General features: G+C 31.8%; 16 protein-coding genes. 10 read left to right on the top strand and 6 right to left on the bottom strand.

The annotated features are described in order from the left end of the window. Positions 1-6 precede the first annotated feature (6 nt). The 3 genes from argH to cls all read right to left on the bottom strand — a co-directional run bounded on the left by argH (position 7) and on the right by cls (position 4,410). Positions 7-1,401 carry an argininosuccinate lyase gene (gene argH, locus AACQ14_RS14365; protein ID WP_339364281.1) on the bottom strand — a complete coding sequence of 465 codons (1,395 nt, stop codon included), beginning with the start codon at positions 1,399-1,401 and terminating at the stop codon, positions 7-9. A 38-nt stretch (positions 1,402-1,439) separates the two neighbouring features. After that, the gene (locus AACQ14_RS14360) at positions 1,440-2,675 is read right to left on the bottom strand and encodes an argininosuccinate synthase (RefSeq protein WP_339364273.1); all 1,236 of its coding nucleotides are present in this window, start codon (positions 2,673-2,675) and stop codon (positions 1,440-1,442) included. 271 nt (positions 2,676-2,946) lie between these two features. Continuing rightward, positions 2,947-4,410, bottom strand: coding sequence for a cardiolipin synthase (gene cls, locus AACQ14_RS14355; RefSeq protein WP_339364272.1), 1,464 nt, complete (start codon positions 4,408-4,410; stop codon positions 2,947-2,949). Positions 4,411-4,575: 165 nt separating this feature from the next. Between cls and argC the strand changes: the two genes are divergently transcribed. The 9 genes from argC (at position 4,576) to gltA (ending at position 17,284) form a co-directional block, all read left to right on the top strand. Then, a complete protein-coding gene (gene argC, locus AACQ14_RS14350; protein WP_339364271.1) occupies positions 4,576-5,619 on the top strand; it encodes an N-acetyl-gamma-glutamyl-phosphate reductase in 1,044 nt (347 codons plus the stop codon). Between the two features lie 37 nt (positions 5,620-5,656). Next, positions 5,657-6,877, top strand: a complete 1,221-nt coding sequence (gene argJ / locus AACQ14_RS14345) for a bifunctional ornithine acetyltransferase/N-acetylglutamate synthase (RefSeq protein ID WP_339364270.1) — start codon at positions 5,657-5,659, stop codon at positions 6,875-6,877. 18 nt (positions 6,878-6,895) lie between these two features. Continuing rightward, entirely contained in the window at positions 6,896-7,771 is an 876-nt protein-coding gene (gene argB, locus AACQ14_RS14340; protein ID WP_339364269.1) for an acetylglutamate kinase, read from the top strand. Between the two features lie 53 nt (positions 7,772-7,824). Further along, on the top strand, positions 7,825-9,012 hold the full coding sequence (locus AACQ14_RS14335; RefSeq protein ID WP_339364268.1) for an aspartate aminotransferase family protein: 1,188 nt from the start codon (positions 7,825-7,827) through the stop codon (positions 9,010-9,012). After that, entirely contained in the window at positions 9,012-10,064 is a 1,053-nt protein-coding gene (gene carA / locus AACQ14_RS14330; RefSeq protein ID WP_339364267.1) for a glutamine-hydrolyzing carbamoyl-phosphate synthase small subunit, read from the top strand. The genes AACQ14_RS14335 and carA overlap by 1 nt, the downstream gene beginning before the upstream one ends. Before the next feature lie 27 nt (positions 10,065-10,091). Then, positions 10,092-13,289, top strand: a complete 3,198-nt coding sequence (carB, locus tag AACQ14_RS14325; RefSeq protein WP_339364266.1) for a carbamoyl-phosphate synthase (glutamine-hydrolyzing) large subunit — start codon at positions 10,092-10,094, stop codon at positions 13,287-13,289. Positions 13,290-13,495: 206 nt separating this feature from the next. Next, positions 13,496-14,809 (top strand): glycoside hydrolase family 3 protein, encoded by a 1,314-nt coding sequence (locus AACQ14_RS14320; RefSeq protein WP_339364265.1) that lies wholly within the window; start codon positions 13,496-13,498, stop codon positions 14,807-14,809. A gap of 239 nt (positions 14,810-15,048) precedes the next feature. Further along, positions 15,049-15,882, top strand: a complete 834-nt coding sequence (locus tag AACQ14_RS14315) for a sulfide/dihydroorotate dehydrogenase-like FAD/NAD-binding protein (protein WP_339364264.1) — start codon at positions 15,049-15,051, stop codon at positions 15,880-15,882. Positions 15,883-15,895: 13 nt separating this feature from the next. After that, positions 15,896-17,284: an NADPH-dependent glutamate synthase gene (gltA, locus tag AACQ14_RS14310; RefSeq protein ID WP_339364263.1), complete on the top strand. Its 1,389-nt coding sequence runs from the start codon at positions 15,896-15,898 to the stop codon at positions 17,282-17,284. A gap of 166 nt (positions 17,285-17,450) precedes the next feature. Here gltA and AACQ14_RS14305 read toward each other — a convergent pair whose 3' ends face one another. From AACQ14_RS14305 to AACQ14_RS14295, 3 genes are read right to left on the bottom strand one after another with little or no spacing between them, the layout of a single operon-like run. Then, positions 17,451-18,512, bottom strand: a complete 1,062-nt coding sequence (locus AACQ14_RS14305) for an amidohydrolase family protein (RefSeq protein ID WP_339364262.1) — start codon at positions 18,510-18,512, stop codon at positions 17,451-17,453. Positions 18,513-18,515: 3 nt separating this feature from the next. Next, a complete protein-coding gene (locus tag AACQ14_RS14300; protein ID WP_339364261.1) occupies positions 18,516-19,559 on the bottom strand; it encodes an alpha/beta hydrolase family protein in 1,044 nt (347 codons plus the stop codon). Positions 19,560-19,563: 4 nt separating this feature from the next. Further along, the gene (locus AACQ14_RS14295; RefSeq protein WP_339364260.1) at positions 19,564-20,169 is read right to left on the bottom strand and encodes a TetR/AcrR family transcriptional regulator; all 606 of its coding nucleotides are present in this window, start codon (positions 20,167-20,169) and stop codon (positions 19,564-19,566) included. A 288-nt stretch (positions 20,170-20,457) separates the two neighbouring features. Here AACQ14_RS14295 and AACQ14_RS14290 point away from each other — a divergent pair, with 288 nt between their 5' ends. Beyond that, on the top strand, positions 20,458-20,886 hold the full coding sequence (locus tag AACQ14_RS14290) for a DMT family transporter (protein WP_339364259.1): 429 nt from the start codon (positions 20,458-20,460) through the stop codon (positions 20,884-20,886). Positions 20,887-21,023: the final 137 nt, after the last annotated feature.

The following is a 21,023-nucleotide window of genomic DNA, read 5'->3' as shown; positions in this document are numbered from 1 at the left end:
ATAGTACTAATCAATTGTTTCCAAAACAGTAGCTAAATATTTTTGGTTCATATTTATAACTTTACACATCATTTCTTTTGATGGACCACCGATTACATTTCTCTTATTGACACAAGTTTCTAAAGATATTGCTTCATATATGTCATCTTCAAAGATAGGGGAAACACTTTTATATTCATCTAAAGTCATATCTTCAAGGTTTTTATTGTTGTTTACACAATATAGAACTAATTTACCAATTACTGCATGGGCATCTCTAAATGGCAGATTCTTTTTAACCAGATAATCTGCTGCATCTGTAGCGTTAGTAAAACCTCCGCCAGCACCATCATACATCTTTTCTTTGTTGATTTTCATTGTTTTAAGCATATCAGTAAAGATAGGAAGACACATCTTTACTGTATCAATAGCATCAAAAGTTGCTTCCTTATCTTCCTGCATATCTTTATTATATGCAAGAGGTAATGATTTTATTGTTGTAAGTAGACCAATTAGAGAACCATAGACTCTGCCTGTTTTGCCTCTTACTAGTTCAGCGATATCTGGATTTTTCTTTTGAGGCATAATACTACTTCCAGTACTATAGGCATCATCTAATTCAATGAATTGAAATTCATTAGAACACCATAAAATGATTTCCTCAGAAAATCTGCTTAAATGCATCATCAACATGGATAGGGAGTTGATTAGTTCTATACAATAATCCCTATCTGAAACAGCATCAATACTATTAAGGCATACACTATCAAAATCAAGTAACTCAGCTACGTATTCTCTATCAAGAGGATATGTAGTGGTAGCTAATGCTCCTGCTCCTAGTGGAAGAGAATTGGTTCTTTTATAAGTATCATCAAGTCTTCCTATATCACGTTTTAACATCTCAAAATATGCCATTACATGATGAGCAAAAGTTATTGGCTGAGCCTTTTGAAGATGAGTATATCCTGGCATAATAGTATCAGTATTATTTTTAGCTATATCCAATAAAACTTGTAATAGATTTATGACTAATTTTTTTATGTCTATGATTTCTTCTTTCAGGTACATACGCATATCAAGGGTAACTTGATCGTTTCTGCTTCTTCCTGTATGAAGTTTTTTACCAACGATACCAATTTTCTCAATCAAAAGTTTTTCAATATTCATGTGAATATCTTCAGCTTCTATGTCAAAAGCAACTTTGTTATTTTCTATATCCAATAGAAGTTCTTCAAGTCCCTTCTTAATCACATCAGCATCTTCTTGTGGAATGATATCTTGTCTGCCTAGCATTGTAACATGGGCTATACTGCCATTTATATCTTGCTTGTATAATCTTTTATCAAAACGGATAGATGAATTAAAATCATCTACCATAACATTAGTAGCTTTTTCAAATCGTCCGCCCCAAAGTTTCATTATACATCCCTCCTTAAAAATTATTAGGATTTATATAAATATTATTTATTGGAATTGATATTATTAAACATCATAGCTCTAACTTTTAGTGGAAGTCCGAATAGGTTAATGAATCCTTCAGCATCTTTGTGATTATATAATTCACCAGTTGTAAAACTAGCAATACTCTCATTATATAATGAATAAGGAGAACTAGAACCAGCTGAAATAATATTTCCTTTGTATAATTTTAACTTAACTTTACCTGTAACAGTTTCTTGAGTAGAATCAACAAAAGCTGATAAGGCTTCACGAAGTGGTGTAAACCATTCTCCACTATAAACTAATTCAGCAAATTTGATTGATAGAGTATCTTTGTAAGCTAAAGTTTGTTTATCCAAGCATAGATATTCAAGTTCTTTATGAGCATAATATAAGATAGCTCCGCCAGGAGTCTCATAAACTCCTCTTGATTTCATACCAACAATACGGTTTTCAACTATATCAATTAATCCTATACCATTTTTTCCACCGATTTCATTAAGTTTAGTAAGGATGCTGGTACAATTCATTTCTTCTCCGTTTAACTTAACAGGAGTTCCTTTGTCAAATTCTAATTCAATATATGTAGGTTCATCAGGAGCCTTTTCAGGTGTTACTGTCATCTGAAGAAGGTTATCATAGTCAGGTTCATTTTCAGGTAATTCAAGGTCAAGACCTTCATGGCTGAGATGCCATAAGTTACGGTCTCTACTATAACTATCTTCTTTTTTCATTGGTGCTTCAATACCATGTTTAGCACAATAATCAAGAGCATCTTCGCGTGACTGGATATCCCATATTCTCCAAGGTGCAATAATTTTTAGATGAGGTGCAAGAGCTTTGATAGTTAATTCAAAACGAACTTGGTCATTACCTTTACCAGTAGCACCATGACATATTGCTTCAGCACCTTCTTTTAATGCAATCTCAACTAATTTCTGAGAAATTATTGGTCTTGCCATAGATGTACCTAATAAGTATTTGCCTTCATATACAGCACCAGATTTTACAGTTGGTATTACGTAATCATCAACAAAATCATCAACAACGTTTTCTATGTACAACTTACTAGCTCCAGAGGATAAAGCTCTTTCTTCTAATCCATCTAATTCTTTTCCTTGCCCTACATCAACACAAACAGCTATTACCTCATAATTATAGTTTTGCTTTAACCAATGTATAATAACCGTAGTATCTAGTCCACCAGAATATGCTAATACGACTTTTTTCTTAGTTTTATTATTATTGTTATTCATATATATTGCCTCCTACACTTTATGTAATTAATAACTTTTTATAATTATACATTAAAACTAATAAATATTCAATAGGTTAAAGTAAAAATATTCATCAAAAATGAATATTATACATATAAGTATAAAAATATATAATTTAGATACAGAATTTAGCTATTTTATACAATTAAAAATATAGAGATATAATTAAGGAAGGGAAAAAACTTGATAAAATAAAAAAGCGTACAGTTGTACACTTTTTGATAATATAATATGAATAATTGATAAGCATCTATAGTATTGGGGAAAAGAGCCTAGATATAGTTTCTTTCATTTTGATACGTTGAGACCTATTCATATAATCATCTTTTGTTATTTCATTACAAAGGTGCAAATCTTTCTCGAACTCTCTTTCAAGGGTTCTGGTAGTTTGTCTGTCATATATAAAAGCATTAGCTTCAAAGTTCAATTTGAAACTTCTGATATCAAAGTTACAGGTTCCAACAGAAGATAATTTACCATCTACGGCTATCATCTTAGAATGCAAGAAACCATTTTCATAAGTGAAAGCACGAATACCGTATTTTAGTAAATCGCCGATGTAAGAATAAGTTGCCCAGTAAACAAACATATGGTCAGGTTTGTTAGGAATCATTATACGTACATCCACACCAGATACAGATGCTATCTTTAGAGCTTCCAAGATACTTTCATCAGGTATGAAATAGGGTGTTTGAATTATGATTGACTTCTTAGCTGAGGAAATCATTTTGATATAACCATGCTTTATCTGTTCATTAATAGAATCAGGTCCGCTTGTTACTATCTGCATTCCGATTTTACCTAATGATGGACTAGGGGATTCCTTAAAATAATCTAACGAAGATTCTAGTGGTTTTTTGGAGGCATTTCTCCAATCTAATAAAAATCTCATCTGCAAACCAATAACCGCATCACCCTTAATATTTAAATGGGTATCACGCCAATAGCCAAATCTCTTATTACGTCCTAGATATTCATCACCAACATTAAACCCGCCTATAAAACCTACTTCACCATCTATGACAACAATTTTACGATGGTTACGATAGTTGGCTTTTGAATTAATAAGTTTAAATCTGGATGGGAAGAATAGTGCAACTTCAACTCCTGCTTCTTTTAATTCTTTATATGTCTGCTTTTTTATATGTCTACAACCGATATGGTCACCTAATAATCTAACTTTTACACCTTCACGAGCTTTTTGCTTAAGAAGGTCATATAACTCATAACTTATAGAATCATTTTTCATAATATAATAAGCTATGTGAATATGATTTTTCGCCTTTTTTATCTCACTAAATAATATATGGAATTTCTGTTTACCATCAGTAATAATCTGTACATCATTATTCTGAGAATAAAAGGATTCACTTAATTTATTATGAAAAAGAATCATATCAGAATAATTGGCCATTGATTTGTCATTAAACTTAAAAGAATGATTTTCAAATTCTTTTCTCTGTTGATTAAGTATTGATTTATATAACTTACTCTCTTCTGATGTATATTTGAATATTTTCCTCTTAGATATATTTTGAGAGAAGATTAAGTAAAAAATAAATCCAATACCAGGAAGCATAATCATAAATAACAGCCAGGCAAGCGTGGTTGTTGGTGATTTTCTTTCTAATGTTATAATTATTCCTGTAAAAATTAAATTAAATAAGAAGAAAAGGACATAATTATAACTTAATGTAATCACAAAATTTTCCATTAGAATTCCCCCTTATATCTTTATATTATACCATATTTTACAATTAAATATAGCTGGAAGCAAGCTTTTTCTATAATATACAATAATTAACTAAATATTATTAAAAGCTATTGCATAAATATTAATATTAATGTATAATTATTAAAAAGTTCGAGAGGTGATTAGATGATAAAGGCAGGTATTATCGGAGCTACAGGTTATGCAGGGCAAGAATTAATGAGATTATTAATGCAACACCCAGATTGTGAAGTAGAGGTAATTTCATCTAGAACATATAAAAATATTAATTATGATCAAGTTTATGGTAATTTCATGGGTATAGCATCTGATAAATTAGTTGATGAAGAGATTGATGAGATATCAAAAAAAGTTGATGTATTATTCATTGCATTACCGCATGGTATAGCATCTAATAAAATATCTTCAGAAATCCTGGAAAATACTAAAATAATTGACTTGGGTGCGGATTACAGGTTGAATGATTTATCAGTATATGAAAAATGGTACGGAGTATCTCATGGCAGTCCTGAACTAATTGATGAAGCTGTTTATGGATTATGCGAGTTAAAAAGAGAAGATGTGAAGAAATCTAATCTAATAGCTAATCCAGGTTGTTACACAACTTGCAGCATACTATCCTTGATGCCGTTGGTTAAGAATAATCTTATAGATAAGAGTTCAATTATAGTTGATGCCAAATCTGGTGTTACGGGCGCAGGAAGAGCACTTAATCTAGGTACTCATTTTACTGAATGTAATGAATCAATCAAAGCATACAAAATTGCATCTCATAGACATACACCAGAAATTGAACAAGAACTAAGTGGTGTAACAGATAGCAGTATATCAATTACTTTTACTCCTCATCTCATACCTATGAATAGAGGTATTCTTATAACAGCATATGCTAGTCTTAATAAGAAATATACATATGAAGATATAAAAGAGGTATATGAAGAGTGTTACAAAGATGAACAGTTCATCAGATTTTTACCAGAAGGAGTATTTCCAGAAACTAAATGGGTAAAAGGTTCCAATTATTGTGATATCAATTTCCAGATAGATGAAAGGACCAATAGAATAATTGCTCTTGGTGCAATTGATAATCTAATAAAAGGTGCAGCAGGTCAAGCTGTTCAAAATATGAATATAATTTTTGGACTAAAAGAAAGCACAGGACTTGAAATGATTCCTGCTTTCCCAATTTAATTAGAAATAGACAACATTTATGAAAGGTGATGACGACATGGATATAATAAAAGGCGGTGTAACGGCGGCTAAAGGATTTTTGGCAGGTGGAGTACACTGTGGTGCCAAGAGAAAAAATAAGGATTTAGCTATTGTTCATACCAAAACTCCAGCCAATATGGCGGCAACATTTACGACGAATATAGTAAAAGCCGCACCAGTGCTCTGGAATAAAAAGATATTTGATGATGGCAGTACAGTTAAAGCAATTGTTGTAAATAGTGGTAATGCTAATGCTTGTACAGGAAAAATAGGCATGACTCATGCTAATGAAATGGCATCAAAGACAGGAGAAGTCCTAGGGATAGATGAAGAGGAAGTGTTAGTAGCTTCTACAGGTGTCATAGGAGTGAAACTCCCAATAGACAAAATATGTAATGGAATCGTAGATCTGTCAGATAAACTTGGAGATAATGAACAATCAGCAGATGACGCCGCAAATGCAATCAGAACTACTGATACATACAGTAAACAAATAGCAGTTACTGTCATGATAGATGGTAAAAAAGTAACTATCGGTGGTATGGCAAAAGGTTCAGGAATGATTCACCCTAATATGGCTACAATGCTTTCATTCATAACAACAGATATCAACATATCAAAAACGCTACTTAGAAAAGCACTATCAGACAGTATAAAAGACTCTTACAACATGATATCCGTTGATGGTGATACAAGTACTAACGATATGGTTATTCTATTAGCTAATGGTGAAGCTGGTAACGAAGAGATAACCCAAGTTGATGAAGATTATAAAATCTTCAAAGAAGCCCTTGATTACATCAATATTTATCTAGCCAAACTAATTGTGTCAGATGGAGAGGGTGTAACCAAATTCATTGAGGTATCCGTAAAAGGAGCTAAAAATAAAGAGGATGCAAGATTATTAAGTAAATCGGTTATAACATCTAATCTGGTAAAAACAGCATTCTTTGGCGAAGATGCCAACTGGGGAAGAATACTATGTGCTATGGGATACTCTAGTGCAGAATTTGACCCAAGCAAAGTAAGTTTACATTACGTAAGTAATAAAGGGAAAATAACTCTTGTAGAAAATGGATTACCTATAGATTTTGATGAAGATTATGCATCATCAATTATCAGTGAAAGAGATATTATCGTAGAAATAGAGCTTGATGAAGGTAATGGTGAAGCTAAGGCTTGGGGATGTGACCTTAGTTATGAATACGTGAAAATCAACGGAGAATATAGAACTTGATAAGAGAGGAAAATAAAGATGAAAAAATATATTCAAAGAGCTAAGGTATTGGTCGAAGCTTTACCTTATATAAAAAAATTCAATGGTGATATAGTAGTAATCAAATACGGTGGTAGTGCTATGGTGGATGAATCAATTAAAATGTCAGTTATTCAAGATATTGTATTAATGAAATTAGTAGGACTCAAACCAGTTATAGTCCATGGTGGTGGCAAGGAAATAAGCGGGATGTTAAACAAAATAGGTAAAGAAAGCAAGTTTATAAATGGACTCAGAGTTACAGATGAAGAGACAGTTCAGGTTGCAGAGATGGTATTATCAGGAAAAGTTAATAAGGATATAGTACAGCTTATTGAGAATCATGATATTGGTGCAGTTGGAATAAGCGGTAAAGATGGTAAAACACTGAAAGTAACAAAAAAGGAAGTTGAAGATTATGATGTTGGGTATGTAGGGGAAATTACAAAAGTCAATACAGGACTTATTGAAACCCTCCTTGAAAATGAATACATACCAGTAATTGCACCAATTGGGACAGATGATAATGGTGATACATACAATATAAATGCTGATTATGCAGCAAGTTCAATAGCTGGAGCATTAAAAGCGGAAAAGTTGATATTTCTAACAGATGTGGAAGGTATTCTTAGAGATGTGAATGATAGTGGTTCACTAATATCTCAAATAGATGTCAAAGAAGTACCAGAATATATTGAACAAGGTATTATCAGCGGAGGAATGATTCCAAAAGCTGAGTGTTGTGCATCAGGAATTTATAAAGGTGTTAAAAGTGTACATATACTCGATGGAAGAGTAGAACATAGCTTATTATTAGAAATTTTCACAAAGAGCGGTGTAGGAACAATGTTTTTCTCTAATAGGAAAGTTCTCTAATCCAGGATATGAAACAAAAGCTTAATATTATTTAATGAAAGTGGTGAGAACAAATGGAACAATTAATAAATAAAGGTAAAGAAGTTTTCATGAGTACATACGCTCAGTTTCCTATTGTTATAGAAAAAGGAGAAGGAGTAAAAATATATGATAAAGATGGTAATGAATATATAGATTTTGTTGCTGGGATAGCTGTTAATTCTCTAGGATACAAAAATGAAAGATTAGTAATAGAACTAAAAGAACAGTTGGATAAGCTAACACATTGTTCTAATCTCTATTGGAATGAACCAGCTATAGAAGCAGCAGGCTTATTGGTAGAACATAGCGGACTTGATAAAGTTTTCTTCTGTAATAGTGGAGCAGAAGCAATAGAAGGTTCTCTAAAATTAGCAAGAAAATATGCTAAGAAAAATCTAGGTAAGGATAAAAACGGAATTATTACTATGAAAAATTCATTTCATGGTAGAACCTATGGGGCAGTTACAGCAACAGGTCAGCTGAAATACCAAAAAGGCTTAGACCCATTACTTCCAGGTGTAAAATACGCTGAATTCAATAATATAGATTCTCTAGAAGAAGCTATAGATGATAATACATGTGCAGTATTATTGGAACCAATTCAAGGCGAAGGTGGTATAAGACCTGCCAATAAGGAGTATCTGAAAAAAGTTAGGAAGATATGCGATAAGAATAACCTAGTGTTAATATTTGACGAAGTTCAATGTGGTATTGGAAGAACAGGAGAAATATTCGCATATGGATTATATGATGTAAAACCTGATATAGTAGCCCTAGCAAAAGGACTTGGCGGTGGAGTGCCAATTGGAGCAGTTATAGCTAATAAGAAAGTTGCTGAGGGGTTCTGTCCAGGAGATCATGCAAGTACATTCGGTGGTAATCCTCTAGTATGTACAGCAGCAAAAGTTGTAATAGAGGAAATATCTAATGAAGAAATCCTTGATAATGTTAAGGTTCAAGGTAATTACCTGACTAAGAAGTTAAATGAATTAAAAGATAAATATGACTTCATAACTGATGTTAGAGGACATGGATTAATGCTGGGAATGGAAATGAATATTCCTGTAAAAGATATAATAAAAAAATGTATGGAAAAAAGATTATTACTAGTCGGGTCAGGTGAACGCATAATTAGGTTCGTTCCACCTCTTATTGTAAAAAAAGAAGATATAGATTCTGCTGTTTCGGTACTTGGCAGTGTTCTGGAAGGAGAGATTTAATGTATGCTAAATTAATTCTTGAAGATGGAACAGTCTTAAAAGGAAAAAGTTTCGGTGCTAAGACTACAATATGCGGTGAATTGGTTTTTAATACTGGTATGACAGGATATACTGAGATATTGACAGACCCGTCTTATGCAGGTCAGGTGGTTACAATGACATATCCTTTGATTGGTAATTATGGTATAAATACTGAAGATATGGAATCAAGCTGTATCAGAGTTTCGGGATTTGTTGTTAAGGAATACTCAGTGAATCCTAATCACTGGCAGTGTGAAAAAGATATAGATACATATTTAAAAGAAAACGATATTCCTGGTATATATGGTATTGATACAAGGATGTTAACTAAGAAAATAAGAGAAAAAGGAACTATGAAATGTATGATAACCACTGAGGATGAAGGTAGGTTATTAGAGAAATTAAAAGATTATAAGTTTCCTGGTAATATTGTTGAACAGGTATCGAGAAAAGACATTAAACATATAGAAGGGGCAGGTAAAAAAATAGGGGTTGTAGACCTAGGAATCAAGTCAGGAATAATTAATCAGCTGGTAAGTCTTGATTGTGATATATATATTTTCCCACAAGACATTGGTTCTAAAGAGATTGTTGATTATGATTTAGATGGAGTACTATTTTCTAATGGACCTGGAGATCCAAAAGAAGCTGTTATACCTATCAAAACTGTAAAAGAATTAATAGGTAAGTTGCCTATTTGGGGAATATGTCTAGGCCATCAGATTATTGCACTTGCACTTGGAGCAGATACATATAAACTAAAATTCGGACATAGAGGAAGCAATCATCCAGTAATGAATATGAATACAGGAAAGGTATTTATATCATCCCAGAATCATGGATATGCAGTAGAAGAAAGCAGTTTTACAAAAGACATGGAAAAGACTTTTATCAATGTTAATGACAATACCATCGAGGGATTCAGTTCTTCTGATTACAATATAAAAACAGTACAATTCCATCCAGAAGAAGGACCAGGACCAGAAGATTGTCATTATATTTTTAAGGAATGGATTGAAGCAATCATTTAGAGAATAGATAATGGAAAGGGTGAGAAAATGCCTAAGAACATGGATGTAAAAAAAGTACTGGTTATTGGTTCAGGACCTATCGTCATTGGTCAAGCAGCAGAATTCGATTATGCAGGAACTCAAGCTTGTAAGGCTCTGAAAGAAGAAGGAATAGAAGTAGTACTGGTTAATAGTAATCCAGCAACGATAATGACAGATGACAATATTGCTGACAAAGTATACATCCAGCCACTTACAGTAGAGTCACTAGACTATATTATAAATAAAGAGCGACCTGATGGTATTCTGCCTACATTAGGTGGCCAAACAGGACTTAATATGGCTGTTGAATTAAAAGAAGCAGGTATTTTAGATAAATATAATGTAACATTACTTGGTACGTCTCTTGAAACCATAAAGAAAGCTGAAGACAGAGAGAGCTTCAGAAACTTGATGATTGAGATTGATGAACCTATTCCAAAAAGTAAAATCATCTGTAATATAGAAGATGGAATAGAATTTTCAAAAGAGATAGGATTCCCTATTATTGTAAGACCAGCTTATACATTAGGTGGTCTTGGTGGTGGAATTGCACATAATGAATCAGAGTTAAAAGACATCTTACTTACTGGTCTCATGCACAGCAGAATAAATCAAGTTCTAGTGGAGCAGTCGGTGGCAGGTTGGAAAGAGATTGAATACGAGGTTATGAGAGATAGTAATGATACATGTATCATAATCTGTAATATGGAAAATATTGATCCTGTAGGTATTCATACAGGAGATAGTATTGTTGTAGCACCTTCTCAGACATTGACTGATAATGAATATCACATGCTTAGAAGTTCTTCTATCAAGATAATCAAAGCCCTAAAAATCGAGGGTGGATGTAATGTACAATTTGCCCTTAACCCCATAAGTAAGGAATATATAGTAATAGAGGTTAATCCTAGAGTTAGCCGTTCATCTGCTCTAGCATCAAAAGCAGCAGGTTATCCAATAGCTAAGATTGCTGCTAAGATAGCTATAGGGCTTAATCTTCATGAAATAGATAATGCAGTAACTAAAAAGACCAAAGCTTCATTTGAACCAGCTCTTGACTATGTTGTTACTAAGATTCCTAAGTGGCCTTTTGACAAATTTGATTACGCCAATAGAGAGTTAGGTACAGCAATGAAAGCAACTGGGGAAGTAATGGCTATCGATAGAACCTTTGAAAGTTCTTTATTGAAAGCTGTAATATCCTTGGAAGGAAAAGAAACAGGACTTAGAAAAGAAGAGCTTCAAAAACTGACAAAAGAAGAAATATATGATAAGCTGCAAGTTGTTGACGATAGGCGTATTTTTGTATTAGCAGAAGCCCTTAGAAAAAACATATCGGTAGATACCATTAATGAAATTACAGCAATAGACAAATGGTTTTTATATAAAATAGAGAATATAATTTCCGTAGAAAATGAGTTGAAATCAGAATTACTTACTAGAGAATTATTAGAAAAGGCTGAGACACTAGGTTTTACAGATATTGAGATTATGGATTTATCCAATCAGTCTTATGAAATGCTGGATACATTAAGGAGAGCCTACAATATTTATCCGGTGTACAAAATGGTGGATACTTGTGCAGCAGAATTTGAATCCCATACACCTTATTATTATTCAACATATGAGAAGGAAAATGAGAATGAGATAAGTAAAAACGAGAAGATTATTGTTATAGGTTCAGGACCAATAAGAATAGGACAGGGCATCGAATTTGATTATTGTTCAGTCCATGCAGTATGGTCTATTGGAAACTTGGGGTATGAATCAATTATCATCAACAATAACCCTGAAACAGTGAGTACAGATTTTGATATATCCGATAAACTGTATTTTGAACCACTTTTCATAGAAGATGTTCTTAATGTAATTAGAAAAGAAAAACCAAAAGGTGTTATAGTCCAATTTGGGGGACAGACAGCTATTAATCTTGCTCCAAAACTAGTTAAAAATGGTGTGCAGATACTAGGAACTTCTGTAGATTCAATTGATGTTGCAGAAGATAGAGAAAGATTTGACAAGCTACTAAATCAATTAAACATTAATAGACCTAAAGGAGGCTCTGTTTCATCTGTTAGTGAAGCTATAAAGGTAGCTAATGAAATAAATTATCCGGTACTCATAAGACCTTCATATGTTATTGGTGGTAGAGCAATGATGGTTGTAAGGAATGATAATGACTTAAAGCAATATTTAGATGAAGCTGCGTCCTTATCAACAGATTATCAAATACTTATTGACGAGTATATAGAAGGTGTAGAAGTAGAAGTTGATGCTATATCTGATGGAGAAGATATACTGATTCCTGGTATCATGGAACATATTGAAAGAACAGGGGTTCATTCAGGAGATAGTATATGTGTATATCCTCCTCAGACATTATCAGAGAAAGTGACGGACACTATTATAAGTTATACTAAGAAGATTGCTAAGGCATTAGAAGTTATTGGTCTTATGAATATACAATTTGTTGTTAGAAATGAAGAAGTATATATCATTGAGGTTAATCCAAGAGCATCAAGAACCGTACCTATACTCAGTAAAGTAACCAAGATACCTATGGTTCAGATAGCTATGGAGACTATACTGGGAGATAAACTAAAAGACCTGCCTTATGGTATTAATCTAGCAAAAACAACTAATCTGGTAGCAGTAAAAGCCCCAGTATTCTCCTTTGTCAAATTAAATAATGTAGATGTAGCGTTAACTCCTGAAATGAAATCCACTGGTGAAGTATTAGGTATAGATTCTAATTATGAGAAAGCTCTATACAAAGCTTTCGTAGGAGCGGGATATAAGTTCTATGATGGAGGGAATATATTAGTATCCATTAATGATGAGAGCAAAGAAGAAGCACTCATGTATATTAAAAAGCTTGTAGATTTCGGTTTCAACATACATTCTACAGCTGGTACCAATAAATATCTGAACAGTATGGGGATTAACAGCGCTAAAATATCTGATGATGTAGAAGCTGTTAGGGATAATATGAAGAACGGTGAAATAATTATGATATTCAACATTCCAACTAAAGGTAAAGATATAAGCAGGGATGGCTTCAAACTTCGTACTTTTGCACAGCATCTTGGAATTCCTTGTTTCACATGTATTGATACTCTTAGAGAATATCTTAATGTAATGAAATTCATTAAGGAAGAAAATGAATTTGATTATGAAACAATAGATTATTATCAAACTAATTGAAATAAAGTTTTACATCATAATTTAATGATTTATACAATTAAATTAATAAAATCCTTTTTTTACTGAATAAAATAGTATATAATATGTTTTGACGTATTATATACTATAATTTTGGTATTAGATTATACTCTTATTATATGATAAGATTTTCTAATTTTAGTGTAGTTACATAATACTAATAATAATTGGAAAGAAAGGATTAATCAATGTATCGATATATATGTTTAGTGGTTATTTTAGTTTTATTATTAGCAGGATGTTCAGCAAATGACAATAATCAGAATAACGAAATGACGAAAGAAAAAGAAGTAAATATTATAGATGAGAATGAAGTGAATGATGACAAAAACAATAATGAGAATGAAACTCCTGATGATCCAGATAAGAAGGAAAAAACTGTTGACGAGAAGATAGAAGAGATGATTGATGGAATGACATTGGAAGAAAAAATTGGACAAATGTTCATGATCGATGCTGATTCTCTTAATAATGCACCTTTAACTGTTCTTGATGATTTCGGTAGGGAAGTGATTAATAAATATAAATTAGGTGGAGTAATTTTCTTTAAGAATAACATTGATACCATAACTCAGACAGAAAAGTTGATTAGTGATATTCAAGAAGCATCTAGTATACCACTTTTCATTTCAGTAGATGAAGAGGGAGGTATAGTATCTAGAATCGCTAAGAATCCCAATATGCATGCAACAGTACTACCTAATAATAAAGTAATCGGAGATACTGGAATTCCCGAAAATGCATATAAAATAGGACAAATACTTGGAAAAGAAGTATCCTCTCTAGGTTTCAATATGGATTTTGCTCCTGTAGCAGATGTTAATACCAATCCTGACAACACAGTCATAGGTGTTAGATCTTATGGAAGTGATGAACAATTAGTTGGTGATATGGTATATAATTGTGTAAAAGGATTACAGGATGAAAATGTCTCAGCTGTAATTAAACATTTTCCAGGGCATGGAGATACTACTAATGATACTCACTTAGGTTCAGTAGTTACAGATCATAGTATTGAAAGACTTAGAGAGATAGAATTTGTACCATTCAAAAAGGGGATTGAAGCTGATGTAGATGGGGTGATGATAGCGCATATCAAAGCGCCACAAATAGACGAAAGTAATACAGAAGCCTCTATGTCTAAGAAAATCGTAACAGATATACTTAGAAATGAATTAGGTTATGATGGACTTGTTATTACTGATGCGCTTAATATGGGAGCGATAGTGAATGAATATGGTACAAAAGAAGCATGTAAAAAAGCAGTGGAAGCTGGTGTTGATATATTACTTATGCCTATACCTTTTGAAGAAGGTTATAGTGGAGTATTAGAATCTGTTATTTCTAAGACTATATCTGAAGACCGAATAAATGAATCTGTGAGAAGAATATTGAGAGTTAAATTCAAGAGAAATCTATTTGATTCAAATAGTAATAAGAATGCTGAAGAAACTCTTGGTAGTAAAGAGAATCTGGATTTATTGGAGAGCATAAAAAAGTAAATTACCACAAAATAGCAATTAAAATTTTATTTTATTATTATATAATAAATATGATATAATTTAAAAAAGACTTAGATAAGTTGCATTAAACATAGAGCCAACAATTATTAGGCTTATAAAACCAAGGAAAATATATTGAACTTATTGAAATGAGTGTATAGATGTTTTAGTTTAATATATATAGATGAAATAAAAGAATAAAGAAATAAATAAAAGAATAAAGAAATGAGGTAATTTAAGTGTACAAAATTGTAAAGAAGAAAACCATCAATAGTCAAGTTGAATTAATGGTTGTTGAAGCACCTTTTACTGCTAGAAAATGTGAGCCAGGACAATTCATAATTCTTAGAGTTAATGAGGATGGTGAAAGAATTCCACTAACTATTGCTGATTATGACAGAGAAGCAGGAACAGTAACAATTATATACCAAGTTGTTGGGTATTCAACTAAATTACTTAGTAAGAAGCAAGAAGGCGATTATATTAATGATTTTGTAGGACCTCTAGGTCAAGCTACTGAATTAAAAAAACATAAAAGAGTATTAGGAATAGGCGGAGGTGTTGGAGCTGCTCCACTTTATCCTCAAATAAAGAAATTAAAATCAATGGGCGTCAGTGTTGACGTTATTATTGGTGGTCGTAGTGAAGAGTACATAATTCTTGAAGATCAGTTCAAAGAAATATGTGATAATATATATTTTGCTACTAATGATGGAACTAGAGGTACAAAAGGATTTGTAACTGATGTTTTAAATGATTTATTGGAAAAGGGAAATAAATATGATGAGGTAATTGCTATAGGACCATTGATTATGATGAAAGCTGTTGTCTCAGTTACTAAACCTCTTAATATACCAACTGGTGTATCTCTTAACCCTATTATGATAGATGGAACTGGCATGTGTGGAGGATGTCGTGTTACTGTTGGTGGCGAAACAAAATTTGCATGTGTTGATGGACCAGATTTTGATGGATTCTTAGTTGATTTTGATGAATGTATGAGAAGACAAAGCTATTATAAAGAAGAAGAAAACCATGTTTGTAAGCTAGATGGTATAAAAAACAAAAAGTAGGAGGGGAAAAAGAATGCCTAACATGAGTAAAGAAAAGGTAAAAATGAAGGAGCAGGATCCTTTATTGAGAATAAAGAATTTTGATGAAGTCACTTGTGGTTATACTTTGGAAGAAGCTATGGAAGAAGCTGGCAGATGTTTACAGTGTAAGACTAGACCATGTGTTGGGGGATGTCCAGTTAGTGTTCCAATTCCAGAATTCATAAAAGAAGTTAGTGAAGGTAATATAGAAGAGGCATATAATATTATTGCTACAGAAAATAGATTACCAGCTATTTGCGGAAGAGTCTGTCCTCAAGAATCGCAATGTGAAGGTAAATGTGTAAGAGGACGTAAAGGTGAGCCAGTGGCTATTGGTAGACTTGAACGTTTTGTTGCAGATTATTATATGAAGAACATAAAAAAAGAAGTTGAAAAACCTGAGTCAAACAATAAAAAGGTTGCAGTTGTTGGCGGTGGTCCAGCTAGTTTGACATGTGCAGCTGATTTGGCTAAAAAAGGTTATGAAGTAACTATGTACGAAGCTCTTCATCAACTCGGTGGGGTTCTGATGTATGGTATACCTGAATTCCGTTTACCAAAAGGTCTAGTACAGAGAGAATTGAAAAGTGTTACTGACCTAGGTGTAAAAGTTGAAAAGAATGTTATAGTTGGAAAATCAATAACTATAGGTGAATTATTTGAAGAAGAAGGATTCCAAGCTGTATTTGTAGGTAGTGGAGCTGGACTTCCTAGATTCATGAATATTGAAGGAGAAAATCTTAATGGGGTTTACTCAGCTAATGAGTTCTTAACTAGAGTCAACCTTATGAAAGCTTATGATTTCCCTAATAGCCCAACACCTGTAAGAATAGGTGAAAAAGTTGCGGTTATCGGCGGTGGTAATGTTGCTATGGATGCAGCAAGAACAGCTAAGAGATTAGGGGCTAAAGAAGTTAAGATTGTATATAGAAGAAGTAAAGAAGAGTTACCTGCAAGAGTAGAAGAAGTACATCATGCAGAAGAAGAACAAATCATATTTGATCTTCTGAAAAATCCAGTTGAAATTATTGGAGAAGATGGACATGTTACTGGTATGAAGTGTATCAAGATGGAACTTGGTGAACCAGATGAAAGTGGCAGAAGAAGACCACAACCTATAGAAGGCAGCGAAGAAATAATGGATGTTGATATAGTTGTAGTAGCTATTGGTCAAACACCTAATCCACTTCTTAGAGATACAACTGATGGACTTGACGTTAATAAAAGAGGCTGTATTGTGGTTAATGAAGATACAATGGAAACTACACTAGAGAATGTATACGCTGGTGGAGATGCTGTTACAGGAGCTGCAACAGTTATACTGGCTATGGGAGCAGGTAAAAAAGCGGCAAAGGCTATTCATGAAAAATTGAGTAAGTAAAATAGATAACGGTTATATATTGAAACCATATATAGTGATAAATACACTCTTGTTACGTTTTCTTGCTTTTATCTTTAATTAAGGGATGGCAACTAGCCGTAGAAATCGTTATCACTATATATGGATAAAACTTTGAAAATTATAACACAAAACTATGTTGCAGTGTTCAATTTTCATTGATACATAATACTCTTGTAGCATTTCTTGAAAATATGTTGCATCTATCTTCCTCTTTTAACGTTGCCCTTAAAACTGATACGATTGAAAATGCATGATTAAAGAATGGGTAGTCTGTACCAAACAATAATCTCTCGCTACCAATTGCATTATTAATTTTTTTTATATTATTAGCTGACTGCGCACTAATATCTGTATAGATATTTGGAAACACTTTCATTAAATTTATAAGCTCATCACTTTCATATAAACCACAATGAGCAAGAATAAACTTTGTAGAAGGAAAGAGGCTTAACATATCATAGAACATGCTAATTCTTTGTGTCTCTAACTCTTTCTTTTTTTTATTCGAAAAAATTCTTGTATTTAAAAAATATTCAGGTGCTCCTAAGCCACTACAAGATAAAATTGGTAATTTAGTATCTGATAAAATTTTTATTAAATCCAGTGTCTCTTTACTATTAATTGGAACACCGGTCACATGGGGATTTACTTTCCACCCTTTTATATCAAGAGAAATATACTGTTCTACTTTTTCTTTAATATTATCATCATGGGGATGAATTGATCCGAATGTCATTAGATTATTATGACTAGTAATAATTTCTTCCATTTTCAAACTTGAGTTAGTATTTTTTGGATTAATTTGCATTACAACACTTTTACTAATATTATTTAAACTCATATCTCTTAATAATCTTTCAGCAGTTGCCTTTCTTAAAACAAATCCGCCTATTTGAAGTTTAATTTTTGTTCTGATACCATTAATACTAAATAAGGAATCTGGCCATTTTGTAAAATATACTTTGTTTATATCAAAGGAATCTATAGAGAAAGGGAAACAACTATTATCAAAAAGTGATGAATTCATACTACTATCAGCTTTTCCAAGAATTGGTGGAAACATCATTTTCAAACCATCAAATATATGGCAATGAAAATCAATAATTTCATAATTTTTGACATAATCATTCCTTATTTTAAAATCTCCAAATTCAGTAAGTTCCAATTCTGGACAGTTTTTTAATATATCTTTTTTATTGTTTATCATAGATTATTCTCCAAGTTCTTCATCAATTATTTTTAGCAAAGGTTTCATAACCACTTTCCATTCAAGCAGCAAACCAATATGACCAGACTTATAATCAATATTATACTGGCTCTTAAATAAATTTCGTAATTCTTCAACTCTTTCATAAGTTACTAAACGGTCATTAAATCCTGCTACAGACACAACTTTTTCCTTGGGAATAATTGGATTATACTTTAACAGTTCTATTGGATCATAAAGAAGTTCAAATTCCTGTCCGCTATTTATCCATTCATCTTTTTTAGCATAAAGACCTGGACATACACTTAAATAATTCAAGGTCTCTGGTAACTTTGCACCTGCTTGCCCCATTATATATAAATCTGCTCTATCATCACATGTGCCCAAAAAAGACGTTACATGCCCACCCAAACTGAAGCCACCTACAATTACTTTAGTGTAATTCTGTTTTGCATATGAAATAACTTGAGATACATCGTTTACAGATTGTCTTATTCCTTCAATGGTTACTATAGGACAAGAATCAAATATGTAAGCACCTGAATATGGCTGATTATTTGGACTTCTTAACATATGAAACGGTTGTTGTACTGCTAATATATCTAAATCATTGTATTGTTTTACGAGATTTGCAAATAAATATTTAGTTTCATTATTATAATTGCGCTCACTAAAGCCATGAAGATAAATTAAAGCTGTTTTCTGCTTTTTATTGCTATTTTTACATGCCATATGTTCAAAATAAATATTCTTATTTTCACTAAATGTATTATAAATATTTTGATATTTTTTTATTGGAATGTATAATGATGGCATAGTATATGTATTAACATCCATGCCATTTACAACTTTTTTATTAATTAATACTGGCTCATCAAAAAACTCATTTTTATTAAAAACAGTAATTCTTGAATAAATGGATTTGATTTCATCAGATGTTAGTTTATTACACTCCTTAAATATTTGCGAATTTGATTTTTTTCTATTTATTGATGCAAAGAATTTAATACCCATTTTTTCTATTGCATTAGCTAATAAAGTATTCATTAATTCATCCCTCCACATTAACATATTCACATATTCTATCTAGTAAAAATTCAACAATCTGATCATATTTATCTATCCCTATCTCCTCTTTATGAAAATTCAAATAAACTAAAGAACGTACTGCCCCAATGATAATATCTGTATCAACATCCTTGATTAAATTTTCAGATTTCCAATAATCTACTAGTTCTAAAATTGGGTCTAAAGACTTTTCTCTTTCATTAATCAATTCATTTGATGACATATTTTCTGTGATAAAATCATACTCTTTTTTAAGTAAGATGGTATTCATCAGGGAATTTTCATATAATTCTTTAACTATAACATAATAAAAATTTTTCAAGGCTTTAATTGGATTATCCTTATTTATCATTACTTCACTTAAGATTTTTTTGCGTAATTTCTTTTTTTCAATGTTAATAATCTCAAAAAACAACTTTTCTTTTGACTCAAAGAATTTATAAAACATTCCATTTGCAATCCCAACTTCTGAAGTCAGATCTCTAATCCCAAACTTTTTATATCCATATCTTTCAAATAGCATTTTTCCCTTTTGTAATAATTGTGCTTTAATAGTTTTTAATTCTTCTTCTGAAAAAGCTCTTGGCATTTCATATCATCTCCTTCATTCTGTGAACAATTTTACTAATTGGTTCATATGTACATATTATATGTTATTAATATTACTTTTGTCAACTATTATCTAATAAATAGTAAATATATGTGATTAGTAATTAATAACTAAATGTATAATAGCCAGTAGTTCATGCTGATTAGAATAAAACAAATAATAATCATTACTGTTTAGTAGTAACTAAGAACTTAGTATATTTATAATAATTTATGAGAATAATAATATTAAGTTTAAACTAGGGTATTTATAGGAAAGGTGATAAATATGGGAGTTATATTTGCAATTATTGCTGGGGCATTAATGGGTGTTCAAGGTGTTTTTAATACTAGAGTTACTGAAAGTTCATCTATATGGGTAACTAATTCATTTGTGCAGATAACAGGTTTTATTGTTTGTATAGGAGCATGGTTTTTTACTGGAAGAGACAGTTTTGCTAATTTATTAAAGATAGATAGTAAATGGTATCTTACAGGTGGTATACTAGGGGCATTCATTATATTTACAGTTGTTAAGGGAATGTCATCGTTAGGTCCTGCTTATGCAGTAATGTTAATTTTGATTGCTCAATTAATTATTGCTTATCTGATAGAATTGTTTGGCTTATTTGGTACTGAACAAGTCCCCTTTGTTTGGAAAAAAGTTATTGCTGTAGTTATTATGATTGGTGGTATTATATTATTCAAATGGGATTAAACTCATTTGGATTTTTTTTAGCTTATAGGTAACTCCTATAGTTTAACTCCAATATTTTGCTATCATAAGTTAAGTTTTCTATAATTATTGAGTTTATATTAGTGATAATATATAATGTTAGTGTAAAATTAAAGTAG

The organism is Vallitalea maricola, from assembly GCF_036985595.1.
GTDB lineage: Bacteria > Bacillota > Clostridia > Lachnospirales > Vallitaleaceae > Vallitalea > Vallitalea maricola.
This window is presented reverse-complemented; position numbering and strand designations above follow the sequence as displayed.